Genomic DNA, 19,935 nt, shown 5'->3' with positions numbered 1-19,935 from the left:
GGTGGCTCTGCTCGGTGGTGGCTCTGCTCGGTGGTGGCTCTGCTCGGTGGTGGCTCTGCTCGGTGGTGGCTCTGCTCGGTGGTGGCTCTGCTCGGTGGTGGCTCTGCTCGGCGGCGGCCCGTGGGGGACGATCGCCGGGCGCGGCCCGTGGGGGACGATCGCCGGGCGCGGCCCGTGGGGGACGATCGCCGGGCGCGGCCCGTGGGGAACGATCGCCGGGCGCGGCCCGCCCCGGGACTTCCGGGTAGATTCCGGGGCTGTGAACGGTGTGATCGTGGGTGCCGCCCTGGTGCGGGACGGGAAGCTGCTCGCGCAGCAGCGGGCCTGGCCGCCGAAGCACACCGGGCAGTGGGAACTGCCCGGTGGCCGGGTCGAGGAGGGCGAGTCCGAGTCCTTCGCGCTGGCCCGCGAGTGCAGCGAGGAGCTGGACGTCGTCATCGAGGTCGGGACGCGCGTCGGTCACGACGTGCCGCTGCCCGGCGAGAAGGTCCTCCGCATCTACGCCGCGAAGCTCGTCTCGCCGGGTGAAGAGCCGCGGGCCGTCGAGCACCGAGCCGTGCGGTGGCTCGGGCCCGACGACCTCGACGGCCTCGACTGGCTGCCCGCCGACCGGATCCTGCTCCCGGCCCTGCACGCGCTGCTCAGTTAGCGCCGATCATCCGCAACGCCGCGTCGAGCCGGTGCGAGCCGCGCTCCCGGGCGCGCTCCGCGCCCGCCTTGCGGACCCGGTCCAGCTCCGCGACGTCGTCGAGCAGCGTTAACGCACGTTCACGCAGCGGGCGCAGCTCCTCGATCACGGCGTCCGCGACGGCGTCCTTCACCGCGCCGTAGGACGAGAACTCCGCCGCCAGGTCGGCCGGCGAGCCGCCCCGGCACGCGGCCAGGATCTCCAGCAGGTTCGCCATCCCCGGGCGGGTTTCCGGGTCGTGCGCCGGGACCGATTCGCCGTCGGTGACCGCGCGGCGGATCTTGCGGCGGATCTGGTCGGGCTCGTCGAGCGCGAACACCACGCCCACCGCGTCCCGCGTCGACTTCGACATCTTGCGCACCGGGTCGGCGAGGTCCTTCACCCGCGCTCCCGCGGGCGGCAGCACCGCCCTGGGAATCGTGAACACGTCGCCGTAGGTGCCGTTGAACCGCTTGGCCAGCGTCCGCGTCAGCTCGACGTGCTGGCGCTGGTCCTCGCCGACCGGCACCTCGTCCGCGCCCTGCAGCAGGATGTCCGCGGCCATCAGCGCCGGATACGTCAGCAGCGACAGCCGCACGCCGGCCTGCCCCTTGGACTTCTCCTTGAACTGGATCATCCGCGCGGCCTCGCCGTAGTTGCAGGTGCACTCCAGGACCCAGGTCAGCGCGCCCAGCTCGCGGGCCAGGTCGGACTGGACGAACACGCGCTCGAGGTCGATCCCGGCGGCGATCAGCACGGCGAGCTGCTCCCTCGCCAGTGATCGGAGTTTCGCCGGGTTGTGCGGGTTCGTCATGCCGTGCAGGTCGGCGACGAAGTACAGGTCGTCCGCGCCGCCCTCGCGCGCCCAGCGGCGGACCGCACCGAGGTAGTTGCCGAGGTGGACGTGGCCGGAGGGCGTGATGCCGGACAGCTTGCTCACGGGGTTCCTTTCCGAGGGGACCACCCCGGAGAAGGCATGAAAAAGGCCGCCCGTCCGGGGCGGCCGCTGGTGATCAGCGCAGGACTAGACGGCCGCCTGGGGCGGCCACCAGCTGGACGTCTGCGCGTGCATGCGGCGAGCATAGCCGACGTCCGTCACCACTCGGTATCGTCCGGACGCGGGAACGGGCTCGCGGGGCTACCGTCTTAACCATGTATGTCGTCCTGCTGAACTACACGGCTCCGATCGAGGAAATCGACTACGCGCTCCCGGACCACGTCGAGTGGCTGAACAAGCAGTACGAACACGGCCACTTCCTGGCGTCCGGGCGGCGGAACCCGCGCACCGGCGGCGTCATCATCACGCGCCCGCTGAACCGCGGGAAGCTCGACGCCATCCTGGCGTCCGACCCGTTCTGCGTGCGGCGCCTCGCCCAGTACGAGGTCATCGAGTTCTCGCCGACCAAGACCGCTCCGGAGCTGCGGCTGCTCAACGAAGCGGTCACGCACTGAGCTAGGCGGCGAGGTCCAGCTTGGCCTTCTTGAGGGCGAGCACCGGGCACTTCTTGCAGCGCGGCTTCGACCGGCAGCACTTCTTCTTGACCTTGCCGGCCTTCATCAGCTTGCGCACGACCTTTCGCGGGTCGTCCGGCTTCTTGCCCACGCGCACGCTCCCTCGAATCGGCGACTAAACCGGTTTCCCACGTTAGGTGAGGCTAACCGATTGGGGGGCGTGGGGCCGCTCACAATGGGGCGACAGGTATCCTTGGTGAGGTCCGCGTGTGACCAAAGCCGGTCACTGGATGCCGAACGGGCTTACGCGGCCACCCACCCCTTGAAGTTCAGGAGTCTTCGCGTGCCCGCAGCCAGCGCTACCGTCGAAACCGGCCGGCCGACCGGTAAGACCCGGCCCGACCTGCGCAACGTCGCGATCGTCGCCCACGTCGACCACGGCAAGACGACCCTCGTCGACGCGATGCTGCGCCAGTCCGGCGCCTTCGCCGACCGGGCCGAGCTCGTCGACCGGGTGATGGACTCCGGGGAGCTGGAGCGCGAAAAGGGCATCACGATCCTCGCGAAGAACACCTCGATCCACCGCCAGACGCCCGAGGGCCAGGTGACGATCAACGTCATCGACACCCCCGGCCACGCCGACTTCGGCGGCGAGGTCGAGCGCGGCCTGGCCATGGTCGACGGCGTCGTCCTGCTGGTCGACGCCAGCGAGGGCCCGCTCCCGCAGACCCGCTTCGTGCTGCGCAAGGCCCTCGAAGCCGGCCTGCCGGTGATCCTGCTGGTCAACAAGACCGACCGCCCGGACGCCCGGATCGCCGAGGTCGTCGAGGAGACCCACGACCTGCTGCTCGAGCTGGCCAGCGACATCGAGGACGCCGACCACGACGCGATCCTCGACCTCCCGGTCGTCTACGCCTCCGCGCGCGCCGGCAAGGCGAGCCTGGAGCAGCCCGCCGACGGCGAGATCCCCGAGAGCGAGAACCTCGACCCGCTGTTCGACACGCTGCTCCGGCACGTGCCGCCGCCCGCCGCCGACCTCGACGCGCCGCTGCAGGCGCTGGTCACCAACCTCGACGCGTCGAACTTCCTCGGCCGCATCGCGCTGATCCGCATCCACGCCGGCAAGCTCCGCAAGGGCCAGACCGTGGCCTGGATGCGCGAAGACGGCAGCGTGCAGAACGTCCGCATCTCCGAGCTGCTGGTCACCGAGGCGCTCACCCGCGTCCCGGCGACCGAGGCCAGCGCCGGTGAGCTCGTCGCCATCGCCGGCATCCCCGAGATCACCATCGGCGACACCCTCGCCGACTCCGAGACGCCGGTGGCGCTGCCCCGGATCACCGTCGACGAGCCCGCCATCTCGATGACCATCGGCGTCAACACCTCGCCGCTGGCGGGGCGCAACGGCGGCGACAAGGTCACCGCGCGGCTGGTCAAGGCCCGCCTCGACCAGGAGCTGATCGGCAACGTCTCGATCCGCGTCCTGCCGACCGAGCGCCCCGACACCTGGGAGGTCCAGGGCCGTGGCGAGCTGGCGCTGGCGATCCTCGTCGAGCAGATGCGGCGCGAGGGCTTCGAGCTGACCGTCGGCAAGCCGCAGGTGGTCCTGCGCACGATCGACGGCAAGCTGCACGAGCCGTTCGAGCGCCTCTACATCGACTCGCCGGAGGAGCACCTCGGCGCGATCACCCAGCTCCTGGCCGCCCGCAAGGGCCGCATGGAGGACATGAGCGGCAACGGCACCGGCCGGATCAAGCTGGAGTACGTGCTCCCGTCGCGCGGCCTGATCAGCTTCCGCACCGACTTCCTCACCGAGACCCGCGGCACCGGCATCGCGAACCACGTGTTCGAGGGCTACTTCCCGTGGGCGGGCGAGATCCGCACCCGCCACAGCGGCTCCCTGGTCGCCGACCGCACCGGCCCGGTCACCGCGTACGCGATGATCCAGCTGGCCGACCGCGGCACGTTCTTCGTCGAGCCGGGCGCCGACGTCTACGAGGGCATGGTCGTGGGCGAGAACCCGCGCTTCGAGGACCTCGACATCAACATCACCAAGGAGAAGAAGCTGACGAACATGCGTCAGTCCTCCGCCGACGTGATGGAGACGCTGGCCCGCCCGCGCAAGATGGGCCTGGAAGAGGCGCTGGAGTTCTGCTCGGTCGACGAGTGCGTCGAGGTCGCGCCCGAGGTCGTCCGGGTCCGCAAGGTCACCCTGGACATCAACACCCGGGCGAAGGAGCGTTCGCGCGCGAAGAGCCGCGACAACAGCTGAATCGGTCGAAAATCGCGTAAAAACCTCCCGGCGTACCGCGCCGGGAGGTTTTTGTATTGCCTGCCGGTCACCCTGGGTGGATAATCGGCCGACGCGAAGTCACGAATTCCGTTGTTCTTCTCCTTATATCTTTATAGGGGCTTTCGCGGATTCGACGCCTGGTGTTCACCACCGGGCCGGACCCGTCCCGTGTCCGGGGCGTGTTCGTTCCGCCGTTCCGGAACGGTCCGGGAACCCGGACGGTGCGCCGCGCGTCTTTTCCGATAGCGGCACCAAGCGGCGCCGCGCCCGGCCGATCCGGGTACGGGAATCCCGGTTCCGGCCGCCGACGCGGTCGTGGGAGCATGGCTGACCCGATCGGGGAGATTCTGGGAGGAACGGGGCGTGCGGGTGAATCGCAAGGCGGTGCCGGTGCTGGCGCTCGCGGCCGTGCTGGTCACCGCTTGCTCGAACACCCCGCCACCGCCCGTGGTGTCCTCGTCGGTCCCGCCGGCCTCGACCACCGGGAAGACGCCGTCGCAGATCGTCGTCGGCGTCGACGACGTGCTCGGCGGGTACAACCCGCACAACTTGGCCGACTCCTCGCAGGTCACGTCCGCGCTGTCGCAGCTGCTGCTGCCCTCGGTGTTCCGCCAGAAGGACGACGGCAGCACCCAGCTCGACAAGAGCCTGATGAAGTCCGCCGAGGTGCTCTCGCAGCAGCCGTTCGTGGTCGCCTACGAGATCCGCCCGGACGCGTCCTGGTCCGACGGCGCGCCCATCGCCGCCGAGGACTTCGACTACCTGCGTACGCAGATGCGCGACCAGCCCGGCGTGATCGGGCCGGCCGGCTACCGGCAGATCACCGACCTGCAGTCCCGCGAAGGCGGCAAGCGCGTCGAGGTCACCTTCGCCAAGCCGTACCCCGGCTGGCAGACGCTGTTCTCGGACCTGCTGCCCGCCCACCTGCTCAAGGACGCGCCCGACGGCTGGCGCGGGGCGCTGGCCTCGAACTTCCCGGCCATCGCCGGCCCGTTCTCGATCAAGAGCCTCGACACCGCCCGCGGCGAGGTGATCCTCGAGCGCAACGAGCGCTACTGGGAGAAGCCCGCGGCCATCGACCGGATCGTGCTGCGCCGCTCGGACCAGAACACGCTGCTCGCGGCGCTGCGCAGCGGCAACGACCAGTTCGCACTGGCCAGGACCACCGGCGACGAGCTCAAGCTGCTCGGCGAGCTCGGCCCGGCCGTGCAGCTGCACACCGTGGCCCGGCCGCTGGTGGCCGACGTGCTGCTGCGCCCGGTCAGCGCCACGCTCCACGACACGCAGGTGCGCGCCGGCATCGCCGCGCTGATCGACCGGTCCAAGCTGATCACCGAGGGCGTCAACGGCGGCCCGTCGTCGCAGCTGCACGCCGACGCGCAGGTCAAGGCGCCGTCGGTGACCGGGTACGCGGCGACCATCCCGCCCGGCCCGCCCACCGCGCCCGACGTCGCCAAGGCCGAGGAGTCGCTGAAGGCGGCCGGCTACGCCAAGACCGCGGGCACCTGGCGCAAGAACGGCAAGGCGCTTTCGCTGGTCATTGCCTCGCCCGCCACCCAGGAGCCGTTCGCGACGATCGCCAAGGAGCTCACCAGCCAGCTCGTCGCGCAGGGCGTCGAGGTCAGCGCGATCACGCCGCAGCCGCGCGACCTGTTCAGCGGCCTGCTCGCGATGCCGGTGGCCGGCGGGATCCAGCAGCCGACCGGCGACTCGGCGGGCAGCGTCGGGATCGACATCGCGGTCGTGCCGCAGGCGGTCGGCGGCGACACGGCTTCGGTGCTCGCGTCCACCTTCGGCTGCCGCCCCGAACAAACGGCATCGGGGACGGACCCGGCGAAACCCGTCGTACCGGGCAACTCGTCGGGTTTCTGCGATCCGGCGCTGCAGCCGTCGATCGACGCGGCGCTGTCCGGGGCGACCCCGATCGCCGAGGCGCTGACCACTCTGGAGCCTGAACTTTGGCGTCAGAACGTGGTGATCCCGCTGTTCCAAATGGCTGACACCCTGGCGATCGGATCGGGTATCTCGGGAGTAACCCCAGGTCCTCCGATGGTGGGCCCGTTCGGGTCCGCCGTGAACTGGACTCGCGGCCCGAAGTAATCGTTCGACTACGCATTCAGTACTACCGGGTGATCTTCACGCACGCCTTCGAGTGGGACTCCGTGAATCCGTGAGGTAACCGTCGTATTTCTGGATGTCCACTGGAAGTCACCCTTTGGTCACGATCGACCCTGAACTGGTGACTGTCGGTGCTTTTCCTTTCTAGCGTGCTCCCGCAGTGCGCCAGTTGAGTGTCGCTTGGCGTGTCGTAGGCTCCGGCACCAAACCGGAGCGGTGTGGGTCCTTGTCACAATTCAAGGACTCAGTGCTAGGAGGGCACACTTCATGAGGAGAACCAAAGCAGTCTCCGCCTTGTCGCTCGTCGCAGGCGCCTCGCTGCTGCTGAGTGCCTGCAGCGGTGGCGACGCGGGCTCGGGCAGCACGGACCAGAACGGATCGTCGACCGACGTCAAGTCGATGGCGGTCGGCAAGGCCGAGCAGGGTGACTCGTTCAAGCTCGCGGACGTCAAGGGCTGGGACGGCACGGTCACGGTCGGGATCGACGACGGGTACTCGGGGTACAACAACAACACCCCGGACACCAACAGCTCGTACAACACGTACATCTTGACCACCGTCCTCGAAGACGCCTTCGTCCTCGACGGCAACAACAAGGTGCTGCTCAACAACGACATCCTCGACTCGGTCGACGTGACCTCCAAGGACCCGCAGGTCGTCACGTACAAGATCAAGCCGAACCTCAAGTGGTCGGACGACGCGCCTTTCGACTGCAAGGACTTCTACCTGGCCTGGCTGTCGGGTAGCGGGCTGGCCAAGGGCTCGGACGGCAAGAACCCGTTCAACGCGGCCTCGACCACCGGCTACGACAAGATCAAGACGGCCACCTGCAAGGACAACCTGACCTTCGAGACGGACTACAGCGAGCCGTACCTCGACTACAAGGGCCTGTTCAGCGGTGTCCAGATCCTGCCGGCGCACGTTCTCGAGAAGAACGCCGGCATCGCGGACATCACCAAGCTCGCGCCGACCGGCGACCCGGCCCAGCTGTCCAAGGCCGGCGACTTCTGGACGAACAAGTGGAAGGGCTTCGACAAGTCGATCATGCCGGCCTCCGGCCCGTACATGATCGACTCGTTCGACGCGAACCAGAAGTCCGTCACGCTGGTGAAGAACCCGAAGTGGGCGGGCGGCAAGGGCGGCCCGGCGAAGATCATCGTCCGCGCCATGGAAGACACCAAGGCCATGGCGACCGCGCTGCAGAACGGTGAGATCGACGTCGCGGCGTCGACCCAGCCGGACGCCACCGCGGCGGCCACGATGAAGAGCCTCGCCCCGCAGGGTGTGACCTACGGCTCGGCGCCGCAGCTCACCTACGAGCACCTTGACCTGCAGTTCAACCGCATCTTCAAGGACGACGCCCTCCGCAAGGCGTTCTTCGAGTCGATCGACCGCAAGGCGATCACGGACAAGCTGCTCAAGGAAGTCCAGGCCGACGCGGCTCCGCTGAACTCGATCGTGTTCTTCCAGGGTGAAGAGGGCTACACCGACCTCTACGGCAGCAAGGCCGGACTGGGTGCCGAGGCCGCGGCCAAGACCCTGACCGACGCCGGCTGGGCCAAGGGTGCCGACGGCATCTTCGCCAAGGGCACGCAGCGGGCTTCGTTCAAGATCACGCACAACCAGAACGCCCGCCGCAGCCAGACCGTCGAGATCATCATCTCGCAGGCCAAGGCGGCCGGCATCGAGGTCAAGGACGAGACCGACGCCAACTTCCTCAAGGGTGGCCGCGTCTCGACCGGTGACTACGACGTCGCGCTCTTCGGCTGGTCCTCGGCGCCGTTCAAGTCGCAGTCGCGCTCGATCTACGTCTGCCCGGACAAGGGTGGCGACCAGAACTACCAGAACCTGTGCGACCCGAAGATCGACGACGCGTTCAACACCGCCGTGAAGGCGACGGACGAGACCGTCAAGACGCAGGCCTACCAGGCGGCCGACAAGGCCATCGCGGACAAGTACGCGACGGTCCCGCTCTGGCAGACCCCGTCGATGTGGGCGTTCAAGGGTATCGACCGCGTGTACATGCAGTCGTACAACGGTGCCCTGTGGAACGCCGGCGAGTGGGAGAAGAAGTAAGCAGGGCCTAGCCCCGCAGCTTCTTCCCCCTCGCTCCAGATGACCTGGGAGGTACCGGGGTCCGGCCACGAGCCGGGCCCCGGTACCCACCGGAAGTAGCTGTTGACCGTAGGGTTACCGCCACTACGGTAGACAACCGGGTAGCGGTCCAGCGCACTTCTGACGACCAGGCCCGGATGAGGAGCAGTTCGTTGAACCTGGTGATCTACATCCTTCGCCGTCTGGCGATATCGATTCCCGTCCTGCTGGTCGGGACCTTTTTGTCGTTCGTGATGGTCGCCGCCACCGGTGACCCGCTGGGCGAGCTGCGGAACAACCCCCAGCTGAGCAAGGACGCGATCGACGCGCTGTCCCACAAGCTGGGCCTGGACCAGGGCGTCGTGCCCCGCTACTTCACCTGGCTCGGGGACTTCCTGTCGGGTGACTGGGGCACGTCCATCGCGCAGGGCAACGCGCTCCAGCCGGTCGCGCCCAAGGTGCTGGCCGCGTTCGGCGTCACGTTCAAGCTGGTAGTCGGGGCCGAGATCCTCGCGCTGATCATCGGCATCATCGTCGGCGTGCTCGCCGCGGTGAAGCAGTACTCGATCGTCGACTACCTCGCCACCACGCTCGCCTTCCTGCTGTTCTCGATGCCGATCTTCTGCATCGCGATCGTGCTGAAGAACTACGCGATCGAGATCAACGGCTGGGTCCGTGACCTCGGTCTGCAGGACGTCCTCGGCAATCCATGGCTACGCACGACCAGCCCGGAACAGCTGAAAACCGACGGCGTCGGGGACTTCATAACCAGCACGATCGGGGCGTACCTGCTGCCGACGCTGTCGATCATGGCGATCAGCTTCGCCGCGTACAGCCGGTTCCAGCGGGCCTCGATGCTGGAAGTGATGAACTCCGACTACGTGCGCACCGCGCGGGCCAAGGGCCTCGCGAACGGCCGGGTCATCTTCCGGCACGCGTTCCGCAACGCCCTGATCCCCGTGACGACGCTGTTCTCGGTGAACTTCGGGTCGGTGCTCGCCGGCGCGATCATCACCGAGACGGTGTTCAACTGGCACGGTATGGGCACATTGCTGGTGGAAGCCGTCAACAAGAACGACACTCAGGTGATGATGGGCTGGCTCGTGGTCATCGCCACCAGCGTGATCGTCGCCAACCTGATCGCCGACCTGGTGTACGGCATCCTGGACCCGAGGATTCGCGTTGGCTGACTTGAACTCCCTTCTCGCGAGCGAAACCGCGACCAAGGACGGAACCCTCCCGCCGGAGGCGCTGCCCGAACCCCGGAGCCAGGGCAAGCTGGTGCTCCGGAAGTTCCTGCACCACAAGCTGGCGATGGCGTCGACCGCGATCCTGCTGCTGATCATCCTGCTCAGCATCATCCTGCCGATCTTCTGGAAGCACAGCTACGAGGACAGCTCCTTCCCGTCCTTCGCGAAGCCGAGCGGCGACTTCCCGCTGGGCACCACGCAGGTCGGCAAGGACATGGTGTCGCAGATCCTGCGCGGCACCCAGTTCTCGCTGCTGATCGCTCTCACGGTGTCGATCCTGTCGACGGTCGTCGGCGTCGTGCTCGGCGCACTGGCGGGCTACCTGCGCCGGTTCACCGACTCGGCGGTCTCGCGGGTGACGGACCTGTTCCTGATCATCCCGCAGATCGCCGCGGCGGCCATCCTGGCGAAGGTGTTCGGGAGCGGTTCCTGGTACATCGTCGCCCTGGTGCTCGCTTCGTTCGGCTGGATGCAGATCGCCCGGATCACCCGCGCCGAAGCGATGTCACTGTCCCAGCGCGAGTTCGTCGACGCGGCTCGCGCTTCGGGTGCCGGCACGTTCCGGATCATCTTCAAGCACCTGGTGCCGAACATGGTCGGCAGCATCACGGTCAACGCGACCCTCGCGGTCGCGCAGGCCGTGCTGGCAGAAGCCGCGCTGTCGTTCATCGGCCTCGGTGTCCAGCTCCCGGACACCTCGCTCGGCCGCGTCATCCTGGAGAACTACGCCCAGCTGCAGACGCGGCCGTCGCTGTTCTTCGGGCCGTTCATCGTGCTCGTGCTGATTTCACTGACGATCAACTTCATCGGTGACGGTCTTCGCGACGCCTTCGACCCGCGACAGCGGAGAATGAAGGCCTGAACGCCGACGCGGGGGTGACCGGTTCCGGTCGCCCCCGCGTCCGTTTTCGCGCGGGGATCGCCGGACCTGGGGGTTCGGATGAATCTCGTGCTCTACGTGCTCCGACACCGAGCACAAGCTGGGCTGGCCCCGCACGCTCTCCAGATCTGGCCTTTGGCCGCCCGTACCACCCGTGAGACGCGTGTTCGCCGCCCAGGTGCGCGTGTCGTCCGCCCAGGAACGACCGAAGGCCGCCACCCAAGCGGGTGACGGCCTTCGTGCGTCAGGGCGTCAGTCGGCGACGGGGGCCAGCTTGCCGGCCTCCCAGGCCGCGCGGCGCTCGGCCTGGAGCACCGGGTCCGCGACCGGCGCCGCCGACAGCAGGCGGCGCGTGTAGTCCTGCTGGGGCGAGTGCAGCACCTGGTCGCGCGTGCCGATCTCGACCAGCTTGCCGTGCTGCATCACCGCGACGCGGTCGGCCAGCAGGTCGACCACCGCCAGGTCGTGGCTGATGAACAGGCACGCGAACTGCAGCGACTGCTGCAGGTCGAGGAACAGGTCCAGCACGCGGGCCTGCACCGACACGTCCAGGGCCGACGTCGGCTCGTCCGCGATGAGCAGCGCCGGGTCCAGGGACAGCGCCCGGGCGATCGCCACGCGCTGGCGCTGGCCGCCGGAAAGCTCGTGCGGGTAGCGGTTCATGTAGTGCCCGCCCAGCTCGACCTTGTCGAGCAGCGAGCGCACGCGGGCCGACAGCTCCTTGCCGGCCAGCACCTTGTGCAGCACCATCGGCTCGGCGATCGACTCGCCGATCGTCATCTTCGGGTCCAGAGTGGACGCCGGGTCCTGGAACACGATCGAGAAGTACCGGCGAAGCGGGCGAAGCTCCTTCGCCGACATCTTCGTGATGTCCTTGCCGGCGATCGCGATGGTGCCCTCGGTGGCCTGGAGCAGGCCGACGGCGCAGCGGCCGACGGTCGTCTTGCCCGAGCCGGACTCGCCCACCAGGCCGACGATCTCGCCCTTGGCGATGGTGATCGAGACGTCGTCGACCGCGCGGTTCTTGCCCTGACCGCGACGGCCCGGGTACTCGAGCACCAGGTTCTTGATCTCGAGGGCCGGCGCGGCCTCCTCGATGACGGCCTCCAGCTCGGCGTCGGCCAGCCGGATCTCCTCGGCGATCTTGGCCGCCTCGGTGCTGTCGGAGGCGATCCCGGCGTCGTCGAGCAGGCGACGTCCCTCGGGACGCTGGCCGAGCACCGGCACCGCGGCCAGCAGCCGCCGGGTGTAGTCCTCCTTCGGCGACGCGAACAGCTCGCGCGAAGGGGCCTCTTCGACGATCTCGCCCTGGTACATCACGATGACGCGGTCGGCCATGTCGGCGACGACGCCCATGTCGTGGGTGATCAGCACGATCGCCGTGTCGAGGGTGTCGCGCAGCTTGCGCAGCAGGCCGAGGATCTCCGCCTGGACCGTGACGTCGAGCGCGGTGGTCGGCTCGTCGGCGATGATGACCTTCGGGTCGCACGAGATCGCCATGGCGATGACGACGCGCTGGCGCAGACCGCCCGAGAGCTGGTGCGGGTACTGCTTGAACCGCAGCTCCGGGTTCGGGATGCCGACCATGTCGAGCAGCTCGACCGCGCGCTTGTCCGCGGCGGCCTTGGAGATGTCCAGGTGCGAGCGCAGGGCCTCGCGCAGCTGCCAGCCGACCGTGTAGACCGGGTTCAGCGCCGTCATCGGCTCCTGGAAGATCATCGCGACCTGGTTGCCGCGGATCTTCTGCATTTCCTTCTCTTTGAGATCCGCCAGGTTGCGCTCGCCGAGACGCAGCTCGCCGGCGATCTTGCTGGTCTTGGGCAGCAGGCCCAGCACCGACATCGACGTGACGGACTTGCCGGACCCGGACTCCCCGACCACGGCGACGATCTCGCCGGGCTGCACGTCGAAACCGATGCCCTTGACGGCGTTCACGACGCCGTCCTCGGTCTGGAACGACACGCTGAGGTCGGAGATCGACAGAACGGATCCGGACACGCCGGCGACATCCGCCGAAGTTGCTTCAGTGCTCACCAAGATGCCCTTCGTGGGGGTACAGACGATCGCGACGCGGCGGTCGCGACTCGCGCGAGGATAACCGAGGGTGTCCCCGACGAAGGTCGGAGCACGGGAATTACGCTCAACCCGTGATCTCCCCGGTACCGCGCAGGCTGCTGCTCGTCCACGCCCATCCCGACGACGAGAGCATCACCACCGGCGCCACGATCGCACGATACGCCGCCGAAGGTGCCGAGGTGACGGTCGTGACCTGCACGCTCGGCGAAGAGGGCGAGATCATGGCCGGCCTGCCCGAGCTGGCGGGGCTGGGCGCCTGGGCGGCCGACCAGCTAGGCGGCTACCGCGTCGCCGAGCTGAAGGCCGCGTGCGCCGCGCTGGGGGTGTCACGACATCGTTACCTGGGCGGGATCGGCCGGTGGCGCGATTCGGGCATGGCGGGCACGCCGTCGGCTTCGCACCCGCGGGCGTTCACCGGGGGGAGTGCCGAGGAGCAGGCCGCGCAGCTCGCGGAGATCCTCGACGAGGTGCGGCCCCAGGTCGTCGTCACCTACGACGCCTTCGGCGGCTACGGCCACCCCGACCACATCCGCGCCCACGAGATCACGATGGCCGCGGCGCCGCGCGCGGAGTCGGTGGCCCGGGTGTTCCACACCGTCACGTCGAGTGACGCGATGCGCACCGGGCTGGCCGCGCTGCGGGCCGGCGAACCCGAGTACCCCGTCCCGCCCGACGACGAGCTGCCGGTGACGCCGGACGAAGAGATCACGACGACGCTCGACGTCGCCGCGTACGTCCCGGCGAAGCTGGCGGCCCTGCGCGCGCACGCGACGCAGCTGGCCGTCGTCGACGGGGACGTCCCGTACTTCGCGCTGACGAACGAGGTCGCCCAGCCGATCCCGGCGCACGACTCCTTCGTGCTGGCCCACGGCCCGGCCGACGGTGCGGCGGACGACCTGTTCGGTGGGCTGTGACCGTGCCGGAGCCGCTGACCTGGGAGCAGCGGCTGCTCCTGCTGCTGCTCGCGTTCGACACGGTGCTGCTGGCCGTGCTGGAGCTGTTCTTCCTGCCGCTGCGGATCGGGGTCGTGCCGCTGCCGCTGACGGTCGTCGTCGGCGCGGTCACCACGCCGTGGCTGGTGTCGACGACGGCGAAGCTGGTGCGGCCCGGGCTTTCGTGGGTACCCCTGGCGGTGTGGGTGGTCGTCGTGTTCGGGTTCGGCCTGCTGGGCCCGGGCGGCGACCTGGTGCTGATCCAGGACTGGCGAGCGCTGGTGCTGCTCGGCGCGAGCGCGCTGCCGGGCGCGCTGGTGCTCGGCGGCGGGCTGGGCCGGGCGGCGGCGGGAAGGAGTGCGGGACGTGGCTGAGGCGATCTCCGACAAGCAGGTCGTGGCGGTGCTGCGGCCGTTCGTGCGGGCGTGCGGGCCGATGCTCGACGCGCTGCGCGAGTCCGACCCGTTCGGCCTGCAGGCGCGGGAGAAGGAAGACCTCGCCGAGGTCGAGTCCGGGCTCAAGGCGAAGCTGATCCACGGCGTGACGTCGGTGAAGGTGCCCGGCACCGCCGCGTGGGCGCGGATGACGGGCTACGACCGGTCGAGCTGGTGGATGAACCGCGTCGGCCGGTTCACGGCGCTGCTGACGTCGATCCCGGGGCTGGGCGGCGCACTGGCCGACCGGCTGCCGGTGCAGGACACGCTGGGGGCGGCGTCGCAGGGGCTGCTGCTGTGCGCGATCGCCGGGGAGTACGGCGTGACGGACGTCGGCACGCGGGTGCGGCTGATCGCGGCGGTGCTGTTCGAGCGCGAGATCGACGCCGACCTCGCGGCGGGCAAGCACCCGGAGCACGACGAAGCGGCCGAGGCCGACGAAGCGGCGAAGCTGACCGAAGAGCTGACGGCGTCGGAGAAGAAGCACGGCAAGGCGACGGTCAAGGCCGCGGGCCGGACGCTGTGGCGGCTGGGCCGGGGACTGCTCGGGATCACCGAGGAGCTGGAGAAGCGGCCACGCGGGAACTTCTTGCACCGTGCGATCGGCATGTTGCCGGTCGTCGGCGCGGCGGGGGACTACTTCGGGGAGCGATCGGGGCTGCGCGAAGTCTGGAAGCGGGCGCACGTCTGGCTGACCGAGCACCGCGCGTGAGCTTCCCGCGCGGTGCCCGGCCCGGACCTCAGTAGTTCCAGAACTGGAAGAGGACGAACCCGTTCTGGGCACCGGGATAGCCCCCCAGCAAGTCGAAAAGCCAGCCGGCACCGGCCCACAACGCGGCGCTCGCCGGCCTGAACAGGAACAAGATCGCGAACAGGGCGATCGGCGCCCACGGGCGGACCTTCGCCCCGAACGCGCGGGCCTGCGGTGACAGGTACGGCTCGATCGCGCCCCAGCCGTCGAGGCCCGGGATCGGCAGGATGTTCAGGATGAACGTCACGACCTGCAGCAGCGCGAGGAAGGACATCGCGATCACGAGGCCGTGCGACATCGGGACCAGCGCGACCACCAGGCACAACGCCGCGCCGACCGCGAGGTTGCTCAGCGGCCCGGCCAGCGACACCCAGGACGACGTCCCCCGTGACCGGAGCGCACCGCGGTTGATCCAGACCGCGCCGCCTGGCAGCGGGATGCCGCCGATGAAGAGGAAGATCAGCGGCAGCACGATCGACAGCACCGGATCGGTGTACTTCCGTACGTCCAGGGTGAGGTAGCCCTTATGGGCGATGCTGTGGTCGCCGCCGCGGTAGGCGACCATCGCATGCCCGAACTCGTGCAGCGACAGCGACGCCACCCAGCCGGCGGCGACGAAGATCACGACTCCGGCGACGGCCAGGGTGTCGTGATCGCGGACTGAGTACGGGTTGACGTAACCGAACGCGGCCATCACGCCGCCGGCGACGGTGAGCGCGAGGATGCCGAGGAAGACCGGGCTGGGGCGCACTGCTGACTTCTGCACACTTCCAGTCTTCCGTATGCCCGGTGTGAAGTTACCGGCGTGTCCCCTTGCGCGGTCGGGCACGAACGTCCCCCGAACTCGCTACTCCGCTTGACCTGACCGCACTACACGGGTGTAATCACAGTGATGTCATTCGTTGTCGAGGGGACAGCGAGTGTCGTTTCACCACCGCCAGCCTGGGGAGTGCTAGGGAGCGAGGAGGCGGACGTGCGGTTGGAAGCCGATGGTAAGGAATGGGGGCACGTCATGGGTTGGGGCGAGATCCCGGAGCAGGCTCTGGGAGATCTCACCGAGCTCATCGATGCCACCGAGGAAGAGCAGGATTGGCAGGAACGCGCCCTGTGCGCGCAGACGGACCCGGAGGCGTTCTTCCCCGAGAAGGGCGGCTCCACCCGTGAAGCCAAGCGGATCTGCCTGGGTTGCGAGGTCAAGGACGAGTGCCTTGAGTACGCGCTGGCCAAGGACGAGCGCTTCGGCATCTGGGGCGGTCTGTCCGAGCGGGAGCGCCGGAAGCTGAAGAAACGGGCTGTCTAGAGGGGGACTCACCGGTGATGCGTCGGCATCACCGGTGATTCCACGTGGTGAACACTCGGCGTGGGTTCACCACCGGGTGACGGACCGGGGCCGTAGGGTGGCCGCACCGATCCGCCGCCTGATCTGGAGCCGTCGTTGCCCCGCACCGCCGCGCCGCCCGCCCTGCGCACCGCGCCCGTTCTGGCCATTGTGGTCTGTCACAACGGTGAGAGCTGGCTGCCGCTGGCGCTTTCTTCGTTGCGCCGCAGCACTGTCCGGCCTCGGCACGTCCTCGCCGTGGACACCGGTTCCACCGACGCGACCGCCCGGCTGCTCGCCGAAGCCGCCGAAGATCCCGGCCTCGACGCGACTCCCGTGCTCTCCGGCGTCATCACGCTTTCGAGTGATGCCGGCTTCGCCGCCGCGGTCGCCGAGGCCGTCGAGCACGCCACCGAACGTTGGGGTGACCCCGGTTCGTGGCTGTGGCTGCTGCACGACGACTGCGCGCCCGAGCCCGACTGCCTCGACGAACTGCTGCGCGTCGCCACCAAGAACCCGTCGGCGACCGTGCTCGGCTCGCTGGGCCTCGACTGGACCGACCCGCGGCTGATCGTCGAAGCCGGCCTGTCCACCGACGCGTCCGGGCATCGCCAGCAGGTCGCCGCGCTCGGCGAGGAGCCGGCCGAGGTGCTCGCCGTGCCCAGCGCGGGCTCGCTCGTGCGCCGCGACGCCTGGGACGAGCTCGGCGGCTTCGACCCCGATTTCCCGTTGCTGCGCGAGGATCTCGACTTCGGCTGGCGCGCGAACGCCGCCGGCGGGCTCGTCCTCTCCGTGCCGACCGCGCGGGTGCGGCACGCGCGCGCCGTCACCACCGGGCAGCGCACGGCGGACGCCGTCGCCACCCCGCTCGCGGCCGCGAACCGCGCTCACGGGCTGCGGGTGTTCCTCGTGAACTGCTCGCCGTTTTCCTTCTGGCTGGGGATGATCCGGCTCCCGCTGCTCTCCCTCCTGCGCGCGCTGGCGTTCGTCCTGCTGCGCCGCACCGGCGAAGCGCGGGCCGAGTTCTCCGCCGCGACGTACCTCCTCAGTGGACGCGGCGGATTGCGTGCCGCCCGCGCCCGCCGACGACGGAATCCGCGGCCTGGCACAGTTCGCGGGCTCTTCACCGGACGCGGGACGCGGTTGCGCAACGCCGTCCGCGCCGGCGTCGTCGGGCTGGTCCGCCGCGGCGTCGAGGAAGACGTCGCGCTCGGCCGCGTGCCCGAGACCGTCGAAACCGAGTCGGCGTGGGTGACGCCGGAAGCGCTCGACGCACGGGAAAGCCGTCCGGTCGGGCCGGACGCGCTGCCCGCCGGCGCCCTGCGCGGCCTCAGCTCGCGCGGGTCCGGGCTGCGCAAGCCGGGCACGCTCGTCGCCGTCGCGCTGCCGGAAACCCCGGCGCCCGAACCGGTCTCCGCCACCGACGAGGCGCCGGAAGAAGCGCCCGAGCCGGAAATCGTCTTCGTCGAGGTGAACCGGCGGCGCGTGCTCGCGGCGACGATCTTCGCGCCGCCGGTGGTGCTGCTCGTCGTGATGACCGCGCTGGGGCTGGTCGTCAACCGCGCCCGGCTCGGCCTCGACCTCTTCGGCGGCAAGCTGCTGCCGGTCGGCGGGCTCGGTGAGCTGTGGTCGTCGTACCTGACGCCGTGGCACGCGATCGCCGGCGGCACCGGCGCGCCCGCGTCGGCGACGCTGCCGGTGCTCGGCACGCTGGGCGCGGTGTTCGCGCCGATCGGCGGCCCGGCCGCGCTGGTGGCGATCCTGCTCCTCGGCGACATCCCGCTGGCGGCGCTGAGCGCGTACGCGGCGACGCGACGGCTGCGCGTGCGCCGGTGGGTCCGCGCGGTCATCGCCGCGACCTACGCGCTGCTGCCCGCCGCGACGGCCGGGGTGGCGCAGGGCCGGCTCGACGTCGTCGTGGTGCACCTCGTGCTGCCGCTCGTGGCCGCGGGCATCGCCGGGCTGCTGATCCGGGCGGACACGCGGTGGCTGCACGTGTCGGCGCTCTCGGCGTTCGGGGTGGCGCTGCTCGGCGCGTTCTCCCCGCTGGCGCACGGGCTCGCGCTCGCCGGGCTGCTGATCGGGTTCGTGGTGCTGCCCGCGCCGACCGGCCTGGCGCGGCGGATCGCGTCGGTCGGCATCGTGGTGCTGCTGCCGCTGGCGTTGCTGCTGCCGTGGCCGACGGTTCTGCTGCGGCACCCGGAGCTGCTGGTGCAGGGGCTCGGCGGCGCGGCGTCGGCGGTGTCCGGTACCGACCTGGCCGGGCTCGACCCGGGCGGGCCCGGCGCGTGGCCGATCGGCGTCGCGGTGATCGCGGCGGCCCTGATCGCGATCGTCGTCCGCCCGACGAAGCTCGCGGCGGGCGGGCTCGCGCTGGCCGCGCTGGGGGCCGGCGGCCTGGTCCTGGTGCGGCTGGTGACGGCGGTACCGATGCAGGGTGGATCGCCCGCCCACGGCCACGCGGGCGTGCCGCTGCTGATCGTCGGCGCCGGGCTGCTGTGGGTCGTGCTCGGTTCGTGGCAGCGCGGCGGCTCGGCCGGCGTGCCCGCGACGTGGCTGCCGAAGGTGTTCGCGGTCGCCGGGGTCGTGGTGTTCCTCGCGCTGGCGGCGGGCGCGGTGGTCGTCGGCGGCCAAGGTCCGCTGCGCGCCGGCGAGCGGCCCGCGCTCGCGCCGGAGGTGTCGGCCGAGCTGTCGGCGTCCGGCCGGTCGGTGCTCGACCTCACGGCCGACGCGACCCGCCAGATCGGCGGCCGCCTGCCCCACTACGGCGACGACGAACTCGCGCCGACGCCCGGCACCCCGGCCCGGCTGGCGGCATGGCGCCGCGACCTGGGCCAAGGCGACGCGGCGGCGGTCCAGCGCGCGTTCGCCGCCGCAGCCGCGGCGGGGGTGCAGTTCGCGGTGCTCCCGCCGGGCGTCGACCCGCAGGCGTACGTGCCACTGGCGAAGGACCTGGTTTCGGTGGCGGCCCCGACGTCCGACGGTCGTGGCGTGCTGCGCCTGTTGCCGCCGGCGGGCCAGGTGATCTTGATCTCGCCGGAGCAGGCGAAGGCAGCGGTGACAGGCGGCGGCGCGCCCGGGAATTCGCCGGGCGTGTCGCCGGTCCAGGCGGACCTGCCCGAGGTGCGGGTCCGGGTGTCCGACGGCCCGACCGGGCGGCTGCTGGTGCTCGCGGCGGAGCAGGAAGCGGGCTGGAAGGCATCGGTGGGCGGCAAGAGCGTGCCGATCGTGCCGGCGTGGGGACACCAGGTGGCGGTGTCGGTGCCGCCGACGACGTCCGAAGTGACGGTGGAGTTTCCCGGGACGGAGCGGAACCTGCTGCTGCTGGCCCAGCTGGCGGCGGTGCTGTTCACGCTGCTGACGGCGGTCCCGGCCCGGCGTCGCCTGTGAGGTGAGGGCCTGGCCCCGGCTTGGGCGGAGCGAGTGGCCCTTTCGCGCGGTTTTTGGGGGCGCGAGTGGCCCTTTCGCAACGGCTTGGGCGGCGCGAGTGGCCCTTTCGCGACGCGTGGAGGGCGCGACTGGCCCTTTCGCGCGGCTTGGGCGGCGCGAGTGGCCCTTCCGCAACGTCTGGGGGGCGCGACTGGCCCTTTCGCGCACCTCGAGCGGCGCGAGTGGACCGTTCGCAGCGGCGGGGCCGGGGGCGCGACTGGACCGTTCGTGCGCGTCCCGCCAG

General features: G+C 70.1%; 16 protein-coding genes. 12 read left to right on the top strand and 4 right to left on the bottom strand.

Translation table 11 applies throughout. The features are described from left to right. The first annotated feature begins 259 nt into the window (after positions 1 to 259). Entirely contained in the window at positions 260 to 649 is a 390-nt protein-coding gene (locus ACZ7PG_RS26110) for a (deoxy)nucleoside triphosphate pyrophosphohydrolase (protein ID WP_470242416.1), read from the top strand. Here the strand turns inward: ACZ7PG_RS26110 and trpS are convergent. Beyond that, on the bottom strand, positions 642 to 1,607 hold the full coding sequence (trpS, locus tag ACZ7PG_RS26105) for a tryptophan--tRNA ligase (RefSeq protein ID WP_470241687.1): 966 nt from the start codon (positions 1,605 to 1,607) through the stop codon (positions 642 to 644). The two genes, ACZ7PG_RS26110 and trpS, sit on opposite strands and share 8 nt — an antisense overlap. A gap of 212 nt (positions 1,608 to 1,819) precedes the next feature. Here trpS and ACZ7PG_RS26100 point away from each other — a divergent pair, with 212 nt between their 5' ends. Then, positions 1,820 to 2,119: a YciI family protein gene (locus tag ACZ7PG_RS26100; protein ID WP_470241686.1), complete on the top strand. Its 300-nt coding sequence runs from the start codon at positions 1,820 to 1,822 to the stop codon at positions 2,117 to 2,119. A gap of 1 nt (position 2,120) precedes the next feature. Here ACZ7PG_RS26100 and ACZ7PG_RS26095 read toward each other — a convergent pair whose 3' ends face one another. Further along, positions 2,121 to 2,270 (bottom strand): hypothetical protein, encoded by a 150-nt coding sequence (locus ACZ7PG_RS26095; RefSeq protein WP_020641186.1) that lies wholly within the window; start codon positions 2,268 to 2,270, stop codon positions 2,121 to 2,123. A 192-nt stretch (positions 2,271 to 2,462) separates the two neighbouring features. On the opposite strand from ACZ7PG_RS26095, the gene typA reads away from it, so the two are divergent. The 5 genes from typA to ACZ7PG_RS26070 all read left to right on the top strand — a co-directional run bounded on the left by typA (position 2,463) and on the right by ACZ7PG_RS26070 (position 10,733). Then, positions 2,463 to 4,388, top strand: a complete 1,926-nt coding sequence (typA, locus tag ACZ7PG_RS26090) for a translational GTPase TypA (RefSeq protein WP_470241685.1) — start codon at positions 2,463 to 2,465, stop codon at positions 4,386 to 4,388. 384 nt (positions 4,389 to 4,772) lie between these two features. Next, positions 4,773 to 6,509, top strand: a complete 1,737-nt coding sequence (locus ACZ7PG_RS26085; protein ID WP_470241684.1) for an ABC transporter family substrate-binding protein — start codon at positions 4,773 to 4,775, stop codon at positions 6,507 to 6,509. A 285-nt stretch (positions 6,510 to 6,794) separates the two neighbouring features. After that, positions 6,795 to 8,603 carry an ABC transporter family substrate-binding protein gene (locus ACZ7PG_RS26080; protein WP_470241683.1) on the top strand — a complete coding sequence of 603 codons (1,809 nt, stop codon included), beginning with the start codon at positions 6,795 to 6,797 and terminating at the stop codon, positions 8,601 to 8,603. Between the two features lie 191 nt (positions 8,604 to 8,794). Then, positions 8,795 to 9,811 (top strand): ABC transporter permease, encoded by a 1,017-nt coding sequence (locus ACZ7PG_RS26075; protein WP_470241682.1) that lies wholly within the window; start codon positions 8,795 to 8,797, stop codon positions 9,809 to 9,811. Continuing rightward, positions 9,804 to 10,733, top strand: coding sequence for an ABC transporter permease (locus tag ACZ7PG_RS26070; protein WP_470241681.1), 930 nt, complete (start codon positions 9,804 to 9,806; stop codon positions 10,731 to 10,733). The genes ACZ7PG_RS26075 and ACZ7PG_RS26070 overlap by 8 nt, the downstream gene beginning before the upstream one ends. Before the next feature lie 270 nt (positions 10,734 to 11,003). Here ACZ7PG_RS26070 and ACZ7PG_RS26065 read toward each other — a convergent pair whose 3' ends face one another. Then, positions 11,004 to 12,785, bottom strand: a complete 1,782-nt coding sequence (locus ACZ7PG_RS26065) for an ABC transporter ATP-binding protein (RefSeq protein ID WP_470241680.1) — start codon at positions 12,783 to 12,785, stop codon at positions 11,004 to 11,006. A gap of 113 nt (positions 12,786 to 12,898) precedes the next feature. On the opposite strand from ACZ7PG_RS26065, the gene mshB reads away from it, so the two are divergent. The 3 genes from mshB to ACZ7PG_RS26050 are packed head-to-tail and all read left to right on the top strand — an operon-like array spanning position 12,899 to position 14,905. Then, on the top strand, positions 12,899 to 13,741 hold the full coding sequence (gene mshB, locus ACZ7PG_RS26060) for an N-acetyl-1-D-myo-inositol-2-amino-2-deoxy-alpha-D-glucopyranoside deacetylase (RefSeq protein WP_470241679.1): 843 nt from the start codon (positions 12,899 to 12,901) through the stop codon (positions 13,739 to 13,741). Then, positions 13,738 to 14,133, top strand: a complete 396-nt coding sequence (locus ACZ7PG_RS26055) for a hypothetical protein (RefSeq protein WP_470241678.1) — start codon at positions 13,738 to 13,740, stop codon at positions 14,131 to 14,133. The genes mshB and ACZ7PG_RS26055 overlap by 4 nt, the downstream gene beginning before the upstream one ends. Then, positions 14,126 to 14,905, top strand: coding sequence for a hypothetical protein (locus ACZ7PG_RS26050; RefSeq protein WP_470241677.1), 780 nt, complete (start codon positions 14,126 to 14,128; stop codon positions 14,903 to 14,905). The genes ACZ7PG_RS26055 and ACZ7PG_RS26050 overlap by 8 nt, the downstream gene beginning before the upstream one ends. Positions 14,906 to 14,933: 28 nt before the next feature. Here the strand turns inward: ACZ7PG_RS26050 and ACZ7PG_RS26045 are convergent, their stop codons facing one another. Beyond that, the gene (locus tag ACZ7PG_RS26045) at positions 14,934 to 15,695 is read right to left on the bottom strand and encodes a site-2 protease family protein (protein ID WP_470242415.1); all 762 of its coding nucleotides are present in this window, start codon (positions 15,693 to 15,695) and stop codon (positions 14,934 to 14,936) included. 261 nt (positions 15,696 to 15,956) lie between these two features. On the opposite strand from ACZ7PG_RS26045, the gene ACZ7PG_RS26040 reads away from it, so the two are divergent. Together ACZ7PG_RS26040 and ACZ7PG_RS26035 are read left to right on the top strand one after the other, a co-directional pair. Continuing rightward, entirely contained in the window at positions 15,957 to 16,244 is a 288-nt protein-coding gene (locus ACZ7PG_RS26040) for a WhiB family transcriptional regulator (protein ID WP_230862597.1), read from the top strand. A 135-nt stretch (positions 16,245 to 16,379) separates the two neighbouring features. Beyond that, on the top strand, positions 16,380 to 19,652 hold the full coding sequence (locus tag ACZ7PG_RS26035) for a glycosyltransferase (RefSeq protein WP_470241676.1): 3,273 nt from the start codon (positions 16,380 to 16,382) through the stop codon (positions 19,650 to 19,652). Positions 19,653 to 19,935 lie beyond the last annotated feature (283 nt).

This window comes from Amycolatopsis sp. NPDC114504 (assembly GCF_055633595.1).
The sequence above is the reverse complement of the archived record's forward strand: the minus strand, read 5'-3'. Positions and strand labels throughout refer to the sequence as shown.